Source organism: Hymenobacter gummosus, from assembly GCF_003970915.1.
GTDB classification, from domain to species: domain Bacteria; phylum Bacteroidota; class Bacteroidia; order Cytophagales; family Hymenobacteraceae; genus Solirubrum; species Solirubrum gummosum.
Genome location: NZ_RXOF01000006.1, coordinates 42,211 through 54,825 on the forward strand (window position 1 = coordinate 42,211; position 12,615 = coordinate 54,825).

6 protein-coding genes are annotated in these 12,615 nt (G+C 66.2%); 2 read left to right on the forward strand and 4 right to left on the reverse strand.

What is annotated here, in order from left to right:
• Positions 1-21 precede the first annotated feature (21 nt).
• From EJV47_RS12035 to EJV47_RS12050, 4 genes are all read right to left on the reverse strand, one after another.
• Positions 22-1,218, reverse strand: a complete 1,197-nt coding sequence (locus tag EJV47_RS12035; protein WP_165903719.1) for an alpha/beta fold hydrolase — start codon at positions 1,216-1,218, stop codon at positions 22-24.
• Positions 1,219-1,491: 273 nt separating this feature from the next.
• A complete protein-coding gene (locus tag EJV47_RS12040; protein WP_165903720.1) occupies positions 1,492-2,544 on the reverse strand; it encodes a M28 family peptidase in 1,053 nt (350 codons plus the stop codon).
• A 131-nt stretch (positions 2,545-2,675) separates the two neighbouring features.
• Positions 2,676-4,178 carry a cysteine--tRNA ligase gene (gene cysS, locus EJV47_RS12045; protein ID WP_126693409.1) on the reverse strand — a complete coding sequence of 501 codons (1,503 nt, stop codon included), beginning with the start codon at positions 4,176-4,178 and terminating at the stop codon, positions 2,676-2,678.
• Positions 4,179-4,301: 123 nt separating this feature from the next.
• Positions 4,302-5,393, reverse strand: coding sequence for an endonuclease/exonuclease/phosphatase family protein (locus EJV47_RS12050; protein ID WP_165903721.1), 1,092 nt, complete (start codon positions 5,391-5,393; stop codon positions 4,302-4,304).
• Between the two features lie 140 nt (positions 5,394-5,533).
• Here EJV47_RS12050 and EJV47_RS12055 point away from each other — a divergent pair, with 140 nt between their 5' ends.
• Both EJV47_RS12055 and EJV47_RS12060 read left to right on the forward strand, forming a co-directional pair.
• Complete coding sequence (locus tag EJV47_RS12055) at positions 5,534-9,040, forward strand: DUF7948 domain-containing protein (RefSeq protein WP_126693411.1); 3,507 nt, start codon at positions 5,534-5,536, stop codon at positions 9,038-9,040.
• A 59-nt stretch (positions 9,041-9,099) separates the two neighbouring features.
• Positions 9,100-12,552, forward strand: coding sequence for a DUF7948 domain-containing protein (locus EJV47_RS12060; RefSeq protein WP_126693412.1), 3,453 nt, complete (start codon positions 9,100-9,102; stop codon positions 12,550-12,552).
• The last annotated feature ends 63 nt before the right edge of the window (positions 12,553-12,615 follow it).

The following is a 12,615-nucleotide window of genomic DNA, read 5'->3' on the forward strand; positions in this document are numbered from 1 at the left end:
GGAGCCGTTTGCCTATCGAGCCTACTGCGCGCCGCTACGCACCTTGCCGCCGCTTGGCGGCAGCTGCCGCAGAAAGGCCAATAGCACTTCGTTGAAGCCCGTCCGGTCTTCTTGCGGGGCGTAGTGCGTGAGGCCAGGGAAGATGTGGAGTTGCGCACCCGATATATGACTAGCAATTAGCCGAGTGTGGGACTCCAGAATGACATCCTTCTCGCCGGCCAGCACCAACGTGGGAGCCTGCACAGCGCTGAGCTGCTCAGGGCGCATTTGCGGGTAGCGCAGCAGCAGGGTGCTCAGACGCCGGGCTCGTCGGAAATGGGGCTTGAAGGGACCAAGCACCAGACCCGCGGCGTGAATCAGCCGTACTTCGCGCAGGGTTTTAGCCTCTACGCTTGTTTTGTTGCAGTAGAGGTTGGCGCCCATCGTGGTTAGGCTCAGCACCCGCGTGGGGTAGCGCGTGGCCAAGCTCAGCCCGGTGTTGCCCCCGTCGCTCCAGCCCACGACGTGGGCAGCGGGCAACCGGAGCGTATCGAGCAGGGCGCGCATGTCGTCGGCAAACAAGTCGTAGGTGTAGGCGCGTTTTTCGTCGCCCGACTGCCCATGCCCGCGCGTGTCGACGGCAATAACCTGGTAGTGGGCCGCCAGGGCTTCAATCTGGTTGGCGAAGGAACGAATGTCTTCCCCGTTGCCGTGCAGCAACAGCAGAGCCGCGCCCTGCCCATAGGTTTCGTAGTACAGCTTCACACCGTTCACGCTGATGTGGTGGCCGGCACGGGCGTTGTGCCCGTAGCGTATCAGGCCGCGGCTCTGCACCCGCAGCACGTGCTGCCCGGGGCTCGTTTCCGCCACCGCGTGGTCGAACCCGACGACCGGCGTCATCGTCCGCCAACCGCGCGGCAGGCTGGTACGGGGCTCAATGCCGGCCTGCTCAAAGCCAGCGTTGCGCAACGCTACCGGTTGCCACTGGCCCGGCTGGGTTTCTACTTCCAGCTGAAAGTCGTCGTACTCGAAAGTACCGTTGAGGTAGTTGATGCCCACCACTGCTACCGAGTCTACCTGCTTGGCTAGCGTGCCCTGCAAGGTGTAGGTCTGCCAGGTAGCGCTAGACACGGGCTTGTTGCCCATATTCAGCCCGCCGAGGATGCGCTTGCGCCCATCCAGCATCAACAGTCCAATGCGGGCATTGCCGCCGTCCACTTGCGCGGTATCCACCCGCATACGTACCGACAACCGACAGTGCTTGCCTGCGTAGGCCCGCACCCCGACGCGTTGCTGAAACATTACCGAATTGCTCACCACCGGTGAGACAAATTTGGTAGCCTGGGCCCGGATTGGACAGACGGGCAGAAGTAACAATACCAAGGCCAGTAGCCCGAAGTAACGTAAAGGCATAGAACAAAGCGGCTGCACAAATTCAGAAGTACCAGTTGAAGTAACGCAAAAAGCCCCGACTGCGGGTGCAATCGGGGCTTTCGTGGGTACCAACCCGTGCTACTCCTGGTACAGCACCTGCAGCACCGTCTGGCCCACGGCGCGCAGCGTGCCGCGGTCGATGATGCTCATGTTGTCCTGGGTGGTGTGGTGGTAGGGCGGAAAAAACTCGTCGCCGTAGGGCACGTGGTCGATGATATCGATGGTGCGCACGCCGGCCTGGTTCGTAAACACGTGGTCGTCGGTGATGCCGGGCATGTCCTGGGGAATGAAGTAGTCGGAGAAACCCAGGCGGCTAGCGGTGTACCACACCTTGTTGACCACGTCATTGGCCTGCTGCCGGCTTAGCTCCTCGCGCGAAAACCGGGCGCCCTTGGCCCCCACCATGTCGAACAGGATGCCGTAGTCGGCCTTGTAGCCCGCCGGCACCTTGTTTTTCATCCAGTGCTGGGAGCCGAGGCACCAGCTTTCCACGCCCGCGCCGGCCAGCTTGTTTTCCTTATCGGCCTGGGTGGAAGAGTCGTAGCCGTAGTCCTCCGCATCGAACAGGATGATGTCGACGCCGACGGCGGGCGTGAGCGAATCGGGCTGGGCGGCCAGCTGCCGGGCAATTTCCAGGGCCACGGCCACGCCCGAGGCGCCGTCGTTGGCCCCGTCGAGCGGGGCGTTGGGCTTGGTTTTGTCCTTATCGGCGAAGGGGCGGGTATCCCAGTGCGCAAACAGGGCCACCCGGCGGGCCGCCTGCGGGGCAAAGCGGGCAATGATGTTGCGGCCCTGCAGCTGCTTGCCGTCGAAGGCCATGGCCGTGAAGGGCTGCTCCTGCACCTGCAGGCCCAGGGCCTTGAACTTGGCCACCAGCCAGTTGCCGCACTTCACGTGGGCGGCCGAGTTGGGCACCCGCGGCCCGAAGCTCACCTGCTTGGCCGTAAACTGGTAGGCCGAGTCGGCGTTGAAGGCCGGGGCCTTGCGCAGCTCCGGCTCGGCCGTAGCGGCCGGGTCGGCCGGGTCGGCCGTTTCGGTGGTCGACTTGTTATCGGGGCAGGCCGTGAGCAGCACCGTGGCGGCGAGCAGGGCGGCGGGGCGCCACAGCAGGCGCAGGGGGTTGCGGGTCATTGGAGTCAGTTGCAATCAAATACGAACGTCATGCAGAGGCGCAGCCGAAGCATCTCGCCAGATAGCATATTTTACTATGCTTACGTCAGCACGCGAGATGCTTCGGCTGCGCCTCTGCATGACAGACAAAACTACTCTTCGTAGGCCCAGTCGACGCCGGCTTTGGTGTCCTTCACCAGGATGCCCTGCTCCTTGAGGGCCGCCCGGATGGTGTCCACCCTGGCGTAGTCCTTGGCCGACTTGGCTTCGGCGTAGAACTGCAGGGTCAGGCCCAACAGTTCCTCGGCGCTGGCCCGGGGCTCGTCGCGCAGGCCCAGGATGTCGACTACCAGCGTGCGGTAGGCCGCGGTGGCCTCGTTCAGGGCGTATTCGCCCACCTGGGCCAGCGTGGCGGGCTGGTTGTAATAGCCGTTGAACTTGCGCAGCAGGTTGAACAAGGAGGCAATGGCGCGGGCCGTGTTCAAATCGTCGTTGAGCCCCACGTAGCAGTCGGCCGCCAGCTTGCGCAGCTCGGCGTCGGCCGCGGCGGTGTCGGCGGCGCGCTCGGTGCCCTCGGGCAGCTGCAGGCGCTCGATCTGGCGCAGGCCGTTCATGAGCTTGCGGTAGCCCTTGCTGGCCGCTTTCAGGCCCTCATCCGAAATATCGACGGTGCTGCGGTAGTGGGCCTGGAGCAGGAAGAAGCGCACCACCATGGGCGAGTAGGCCTGCGAGAGGGAGGCGTGCCGGCCCGCAAACAGCTCCGAAATGGTGATGAAGTTGCCGAAGGACTTGCTCATCTTCTGGCCGTTCACCGTAATCATGTTGTTGTGCAGCCACACCCGCGCCTCGTCGGTGTGCGAGTGGCTGGCCTGGCTCTGAGCTATTTCGCACTCGTGGTGCGGAAACATAAGGTCCAGCCCGCCGCCGTGGATATCGGACTCGCGGCCGAGGTACTTGCGGCTCATGGCCGAGCACTCCAGGTGCCAGCCCGGGAATCCGTCGCTCCAGGGCGAAGGCCAGCGCATCAGGTGCCGCTCATCGGCCTTTTTCCAGAGGGCGAAGTCCAGGGGGCTGCGCTTCTCGTCCTGGCCGGCGAGGTTGTCGCGGGAGCCGCTGAGCAGCTCCTCCGGCACCCGGCCCGAGAGCTTGCCGTAGCCTTTGCCGGCCTCGTTGTACTTGGGCACGTCGAAATACACCGAGCCGTTGACCTCGTAGGCGAAGCCGTTGTCGATGATTTCCTGGATCATCTGAATCTGCTCGATGATGTGGCCGGTAGCCAGCGGCTCAATGTCGGGCGCGAGGCAGCCCAGGGCCTCCATGTGGCGGCGGTAGCGGTTGGCGTAGTCCTGGGCCACCTGCATGGGCTCCAGCTTCTGGGCCCGGGCCATCTTGCTGATTTTATCCTCGCCCTCGTCGGCGTCGCCCACCAAATGCCCCACGTCGGTGATGTTGCGCACGTAGCGCACCGTGTAGCCGAGCTGGCGCAGGTAGCGCGTCAGCACGTCGAACACCACCGGGCCGCGCGCATTGCCCACGTGCGCTTCGGAGTACACCGTCGGGCCGCAGAGGTACACGCCCACGAAGGGCGCGTGCACGGGGACGAACGGTTCTTTCTTGCGCGTAAGCGTGTTGTGGAGCGACAGTGGGTGTTGCATGGGGGCAAAGGTAAGTAAAGGGCCAAATGGCTAAACTGTTAAATGGTTAAATGGCTGGATGGGCAAATGGCTGGTCGTTCTACTGGAACAATCAACCATTTAACCATTCAGCCATTTGGCCATTCAATGCAGCCGATATTCGGCTTCGAGCGGGAAGTGGTCGGAGTAGGGAATGTCGCGGCGGACGCGGCAGCCGAGCACCTCAAACCGCGGACTGACGAATTGGTTGTCGATGCGCAGCAATGGGAGCTTGCCGTTGTAGGTGGCGCCCGCGCCGAAGCCCACCGTAGTCCAGGCGTTCTGCAGGCGGTCGGCCAGCTGGTCGTAGGTGTAGCTGTAGGGCAAGTCGTTCAGGTCGGCGCAGACGACGACCGGGTACGGGCTAGCGTCGATGCGCGCCCGCAGCGTATCGGCCTGGGTGCTGCGGGCCACCATGCCGCGCTTGAAACGGCGCAGCAAACCCAGCGCCTTGGCCTTGAAACCGGCCTTGCTGCTGTAGCTGTCCACGATGTCCTGCTCGGCCATGCTCATGCTCTGCAGGTGGGCGTTGAAGATGCGCACGGTGTCGCCCTGGGGCAGGCGCACGTCGGCCCACATGGCGTGGTTCTGGGTGAGCTTGCCGAAGCTGACGACCCCGCGGCGCAGGATAGGAAAGCGCGAAAAGATGGCCAGCCCGAACTTGGCTCCTAGGTGATTGGTGAGCGTGGTGGAGACGAACGCCTGGCGCCCGGTGTCCCGGCCGATGCGCCGCTCGGCATTGAATAAGGTGCCCACATCGGTGGGCCGGGGCTCGGTGTAGAATTCCTGCAGGCAGAGCACGTCGGCCGGGTGCTCGGCCAGCCAGCGAATCATGGCCTTGGACGAAGCCAGGTGCGGGTCGCGCAGCTGGGGGTACACGTTGAAAATGCGCACGTTGGAACTCAGCACCCGCAGCGTTGGTACGGTATTAGCGCCGCCAAACGGGTGCAGAGCCAGGCCCCGCTGCAGGTGAGGCCAGGTCAGCAGCAGGGCGGCCAGCGGCAGCAACGCCAGCGGCCAGCGGCGGCGCAGCCAGCATAGCAGGGCCAACCCGTTGAGCAACAGCGCTACGGGCAGGGTCAGGGCACCAAAAGCAGCCGGCCAAAGCAACCTTGGCGGCACTTGCATGCACCCTATGGCCAGAAGCACCCACGCCAGGGTGAGCAGCGTGAGCTTAAACGCGAACGAACGACGCACCGACAACCAGAAAAACCAACCGAACCTCAGAAAGACGCAAACCTACGACGCATTTCGGCGCCCACCACATGAACGGGTGACGCGCACAATAAGGCCAGGGTTTCGCCGTACCTTCGGGGTCCTTAGCATATTCCCGCACCATGTCCCTTTCTACTTTTGGCCGCTCGGCCCTGTTGCTGAGCCTCTTTACCCTCCCCGGTGGGCTGCGCGCCACCGCCTCTGAGCCACCCGCCCGCAGCCTCGAATTTATCGAGAACAAGGGCCAGTGGGACGCCCGGGCCCGCTACGTGGCGCCCCTGCCCGCCGGCCGCATGTTCCTCGAGGCCGGGGGCTTTACCTATAGCTTCCTCGACCCGCAGCAGCTGGCGGCCCACCACCGCCACGGCGAGGACAAAGCCGTGCCCGTGGCCGACGAGCTGCGCGCCCACGCCTACACCATGCGCTTCGTGGACTGCCGCGCCGGCGTGACGCTGCAGCCCCGCGAGGCGACCGGCGAGGTGCGCAACTACCTGCTCGGCAACGACGAGAAGCGCTGGGCCCGCGGCGTGGCCGGCTACCGGCAGCTGCGCTACCAGGGTTTGTGGAGCGGCATCGACGCGCGCCTGTACGAAAACCGCCAGGGCCAGCTGGAATACGACTTCGAGCTGGCCGCCAAGGCCGACCCGGACCGCATCCGCCTGCGCTACGACGGGGCCGACGCCCTGAAGCTGCGCGCCGACGGGGCCCTGGAAATCAGCACTTCGGTGGGCACCGTGACGGAGCTGGCCCCGCAGGCCTGGCAGCTCGACGCCAAGGGCCAGCGCCAGCCGGTGAGCTGCCATTACGTGCTGCAGGGCAAGGAAGTGCGCTTCGAGCTGGGCAAGTACGACGCCAAACGCCCTCTGGTCATCGACCCGACGGTGGTGTTTTCCTCGTTTACCGGCTCCACGGCCGATAACTGGGGCTTCACGGCCACCTACGACCAGCAGGGCAATATGTATTCTGGCGGCGTTGTCTTCGCGGCCGGCTACCCCACCTCGCCCGGGGCCTTCCGCACTTCCTTCGGCGGGGTTATCGATATCGGCATCATCAAGTACAACACCACTGCCACCGGCGCGGCTTCGCGGCTGTGGGCCACCTACGTCGGCGGCTCGCAGGCCGATGTGCCGCACAGCCTGGTGGTCAATAACCAGGGGGACTTGCTGATTCTGGGTACCACTTCGTCCAACAACTACCCCGTATCGGGCAACGGCTACGACCGTAGCTTCAACCTGGGCAGCAACGTCACCCCGCTCAACGGCATCAGCTACGCGGCCGGCTCCGACTTGGTGGTGACGCGCCTGAGCGGCAACGGCGCCAACCTGGTGGGCTCGACTTACCTGGGCGGCAGCGGCAACGACGGCCTGCTGGCCTCCACCGGCTCCTTCAACCAGGTGGTGCGCAACTACGGCGACCAGTTCCGCGGCGACATTACGGTGGACGCCAGCGACAACGTGTACGTAGCCTCCAGCACCAACTCCATCAACTTCCCGCTGGTGGGCGCCGTGCAGGGCAGCCACCGCGGCGGGGTGTTCGATGCCGTAGTGGCCCGCCTCACCCCCACCCTCGACAACCTGACCTTCTCCAGCTACTTCGGCGGCAGCGGCCTCGATGCGGCGTACTCCATTCAGCTGAACGCGGCCCGCGACATCTACGTCGGTGGGGGCACGGCCAGCGCCGACCTCACGCCCACGGCCGGCGCCGCCCAGGGCACCCTGTTCGGGGGCGTCGACGGCTACATTCTGCGCCTAACGCCTACCGCGGGCGGCTCGTACCAGGCTCAGCGCGTGACGTACCTGGGCACCGGCCAGTACGACCAGGTGTACTTCGTGCAGCTCGACGACCTGGGCGGCGTGTACGCCCTGGGCCAGACGCGCGGCACCTGGCCCATCGTGGGCAACGTGTACCGCAACCCCAACGGCCGGCAGTTCATCAACAAGCTGGCCCCCGATTTGGGTAGCGTGGTGCTGAGCACGGCCTTCGGCACGGGCCGCACCAACCCGGATATTTCGCCCACGGCTTTCCTGGTGGACCAGTGCGAGCGGATTTACGTGTGCGGCTGGGGCGGCACCACCAACCAGGGTGCCCCCTACGACAACGAAAACGTGGTGGGCCTGCCCGTCACCAGCACGGCCATTCAGCGCACCACCGACGGCAACGACTTCTACCTGATGCAGCTGGCGCCCTACGCGGCCACCCTGGAGTACGCCACCTATTTCGGGGGCACCGGGGCCGACCACGTCGACGGCGGCACCTCGCGCTTCGACCGGCGCGGCTACGTGTACCAGGCCGTGTGCGGGGGCTGCGGCGGCTCGTCGAGCTTCCCCATACCGCCCGGCGCGGGCTCCTACTCAACGCGCAACAACGCCGACAACTGTAACAACGCCGCCTTCAAGATTGACTTCGGCATCAACGCCGCGGTGGCCGGTCCCAACCAGGACATCTGCCTCGATGCGGCCCCGATGCGCCTGGTGGGCAGCCCCGCCGGCGGCACCTGGACGGGCACCGGCGTGACGGGCTCGGCCCAGGCGGGCTACACCTTCACGCCCGCCACCGCCGCGGTGGGCAACCACGTGCTGACGTACTCGGTGGCCAGCACCGGTACCTGCGTCACCACCAGCACGCTGACCATGACGGTGAAGCCCATCACGCCCATCAGCTTCGCCCTGCCCCAACAGATCTGCCGCGACGAAACCCCGCTGCGCCTGACGGCCACGCCCGCCGGGGGCACCTTCAGCGGCCCCGGCGTGAGCAACGGCGAATTTAGCCCGCGCGCGGCCGGCCCGGGCACGCACGCCATTACCTACACCCTGCCCAGCCCGCTGTGTGGGGTGTCGCGCCAGCAGATTCTGGTTAATGAATTGCCCGTGGTGGTGGCCGGGCGCGACACGGCCCTGTGCGCCTTCCAGCGCCAGAGCTACCAACTGCGCGGCACGCCCGTGGGCGGTACCTGGAGCGGACAGGGCTGCACGCCCAGCGGCATGTTTACGCCCCCGGCTACCAGCGGCCCGGTAATGCTCACCTACACCTACCGCGCCAGCACCGGCTGCCTGAACGCCGCCCAGCTGCGCGTGATGCTGGTGCCCGACAACCGCACCAACCGCCCGCTGGAGCTGCCCGTGTGCCCGCTCACGCCCCGCCCGCAGGAAGGCCTGCCCTCCTACACCGGCATGGCCCCGTTCACGCACACCTTCACCCACGACCTGCCCTACGCTACCCGCTACGAGTGGGACTTCGGCGACCCGGACTCCGGCCCGGCCAACACGAGCACCGAGCAGTATCCCACGCACGTGTACGCCAAGCCCGGCACCTACCGCGTGAGCTTCACGGCTTACTACAACGGCACCTGCCAGTCGACCACGCAGTTTGCGCCGGTGTACGTGGGCGACCCGTTCATTCCGAACATCATCACGCCCAACGGCGACAAGCAGAACGACGTGTTTGAGCAGCGCCTGAGCTGCCTGCCGGTGACGATGAAAGTGTTTACGCGCTGGGGCAACCAGGTATACGAAAGCAAGGACTACCGCAACGACTGGGGCGGCGGCACCCTGCCCGACGGGGTGTACTACTATCACCTCACCGATACGGAAGGCCGCAAAGCCAAAGGCTGGCTGGAAATCCGCCGCTAAGTGCCTGATTAGACCCCCGAATGCAGTACATTCGGGGGTCTGTTCTTTTTTAGCGCATCGTGTTCCGCCGTTTCTTTACCCTGTTTATCTGTCTGGGCGCCGCCGTAGCAGCCCGCGCCGCCGCCATGCCCGCGCCCGGGCTGGAGTTCATCGAAAACCGCGGGCAGTGGGTTGATGCCGTGCGCTTCGCGGCCCCCGTGCCCGGCGGGCGGCTGTTCGTGGAAACCGACGGGCTGACCTACAGCCTGATTGAGCCCTTCGACTTTCACCACCACGAGGGCCGCCCGGCCCCGCCCCAGCGCCTGCTCAAGGGTCAGGCGGTGCAGGTGCGCTTCGTGGGGGCGGCGGCCGCGGCGCTGCTGCCCAGCCAGCCCAGCGGCGAGGTGCGCAACTACTTTATTGGGCAGGATGAGAAGCGCTGGGCCAGCGGCGTGGCCGGCTACCGGCAGTTGCGCTATCAGCGGCTCTGGCCCGGCATCGACGCGCACTTCTACGAAAACGACCAGCAGCGGCTGGAATACGACTTCGAGCTGGCCCCGCAGGCCGATGCGGCCGCCGTGCGCCTGCACTACGCCGGGGCCGACCAGCTGCGGCTGCGCGCCGACGGGGCCCTGGAAATCAGCACGGCGGTGGGCACTATTACCGAGCTGGCCCCACGGGCCTGGCAGCTCGACAGCCGGGGCCGCCGCCAGCCGGTGAGCTGCCACTACGTGCTACAGGGCACCGAGGTGAGCTTCCGGCTGGGCCGCTACGACCACCGCCGCCCGCTTACCATCGACCCGACGGTGGTGTTTTCGAGCGTTACGGGCTCCACGGCCGAAAACTGGGGCTTCACGGCCACCTACGACCAGCAGGGCAACCTGTACTCCGGCGGCATTGCCTTTAACCCCGGCTATCCGGCCTCGCCCGGGGCCTACCGCACCTCCTTCAGCGGGGTTATCGACATGGCCGTCATCAAGTACAACACCGCCGCCAACGGCGCGGCCGCCCGGCTGTGGGCTACCTACATCGGTGGCACCCAGGCCGACTTTGCGGAAAGCATGGTGGTCAACAGCCAGAACCAGCTGGTCATCCTGGGCACCAGCAGCTCCCTCGATTACCCGGTCAGCGGCACAGGCTACGACCGAATCTACAACGGCGGCACGCTGGTGGACCCCTACGGCTACGGCGCGGCCTACGAGCTGCGCAACGGCTCCGATATCGTGGTAACCTGCCTGGCGGCCAACGGGGCCAGCCTGGTGGGCTCGACCTTTCTCGGCGGCAGTGCCAACGACGGCCTGCTGGCCACCAGCAGCACGAGCCTGAGCCCCCTGGTCCGCAACTATGGCGACCCGTTTCGCGGCGACATCATCGTGGACGCCAGTGACAACGTGTACCTGGCTTCGAACACGTTCTCGAACAACTTCCCCATCGTCGGCGGCTTCCGCTCCGGCTACGGCGGCAACGGCGACGCGGTGGTGTGCAAGCTCAGCCCCAACCTGAGCACGCTGCTGTGGAGCAGCTTTCTGGGCGGCTCCCAGGCCGATGCGGCGTACTCGCTGCAGCTGGCGCCGGGCACGAACAATCTGTTTGTGTGCGGCGGCACCACCAGCGCCAACTTTCCCTTTACGCCCGGGGTCATTGGCCAGCAGTACGGCGGCAACGTCGACGGCTTCCTGGTGCGCATCAGCAACGACGGCAGCGCCCTGCAACGCGCCACCTACCTCGGCACCGGCAGCTACGACCAGGCTTTCTTCGTGCAGCTCGACAGCAGCGGCGACCCGTACCTGCTGGGCCAGAGCCTGGGGGCTTACCCCGTCACGCCCGGCCGCTACAACAACGCGGGCAGCCACCAGTTTATCCACAAGCTCAACGCCGATTTGACCGCCACGGGCTTTTCCACCGTGTTCGGCTCGGGCCGCAATACCATCGACATTTCGCCCACGGCGTTCCTGGTCGACCAGTGTGACCGGATTTACGCCAGCGGCTGGGGCGGCGACAACAACAGCCACTATACGCCCAACGGCAATACCTTCGGCATGCCCGTGTCGGCCGGGGCGGTACAGCCCAATACCGACGGCGGCGACTTTTACCTGCTGGCCCTGTCGGCCGGCGCCACTGGCCTGGAGTACGCCACTTTCTACGGCTCCTACAACACCCTGGTGGCCGACCACGTGGACGGCGGCACCTCGCGCTTCGACCCGCGCGGCGCGGTGTACCAGTCGGTGTGCGCCTGCGGGGGCACTGCCTGGCCGGTGCCGCCCGGCGCCAACACCTACAGCCCGACGGCCCCCGGCACGGTGTACTGCAACAACGCGGCGTTCCGCTTCAACTTTGAGGTGAGCGTGGCGGTGGCCGGGGCCAACCAGCAGGTATGCGCCACGGCCGCCCCGGTGCGGTTGGGCGGCACGCCGCTGGGCGGCTCCTGGTCGGGCCCGGGCGTGAGCGGCTCGGTGCAAAACGGCTTTTTCTTCACGCCCAGTCCGGCCCTGCTCGGCCCCCAGACGCTGACCTACACCTTCGCCGGCACCGGGCAGTGCTTCAGCCAGGCTTCGCTGCAGATGACGGTGACGCCCCCGCCCACCACCACGTTTACCGCGCTGCCGCGCACCTCGTTCTGCTCGCAGGCTCCTAACCTGCCGACTTATCCGCTCACGGGCACGCCGGCGGGCGGCACGTTCAGCGGGCCGGGCGTGACGGGCAACAGCTTCTCGGTGGCGGCGGCCGGCGTGGGCACGCACACGCTTACCTACACGTACACCCTGAACGGCTGCACCGCCCGCGCCACCCAGCAGGTAACGGTGGCGGCCCCGCCCGCCCTCAGCCTCGGCCCCGATACGCTCATCTGCCCCGATTACCGCCAGCCCATCCGGCTGCGCGCCAACGTACCCGGCGGCACCTGGTCGGGCCCGAACGTAACGCCGGCGGGCGTCTTTACCGTGCCGGCGGGCTTCACCGGCACCGTGCAGCTCACCTATACCGCCCCTTACTTCGATTGCACCCTCACGGCCACGCGCCGCATCGCGGTGCCCGCGCCCCCGGTGGTGTCCATCGTGAAGCAGAACGTGAAGTGCCCCGAGGACATGGAAGCCCCGCTCCGCGTGCAGTTCAACGTAAGCAGCCCCGGTAGCAGCGGCACCATCCGCTGGGACTTCGACGACGGCACGACCGGCACCGGCGCTTCGGTGGAGCACGTGTACACCACGGCGCGCACGTACAACCCGCGGGTGACGGTGGGCTACAACAACGACCAGTGCTCCGTGACGCAGGTGGTGCCGCTGGAAGTGCTGACCCCGCGCCTGGTCCCCAACGTCATTACGCCCAACGGCGACGACAAAAACGACGTGTTCGAGGTAACGCGCAGCTGCCCGCCCCGCCTGCAGGTATTCACGCGCTGGGGCAACAAGGTGTACGACAACCCGGACTACCGCAACGACTGGAACGGGGGCACCCAAGCGGCCGGCACCTACTACTACCTGCTGACCTTCCCCAACGGGCAGACGCAGAAAGGCTGGCTGGAAATCGTGCGCTGATAAAATCCGTCCCGCAGCCACCCAAACAGCGTCGCGCGGGTCGGAAAACGGCTTTTCAGCCGC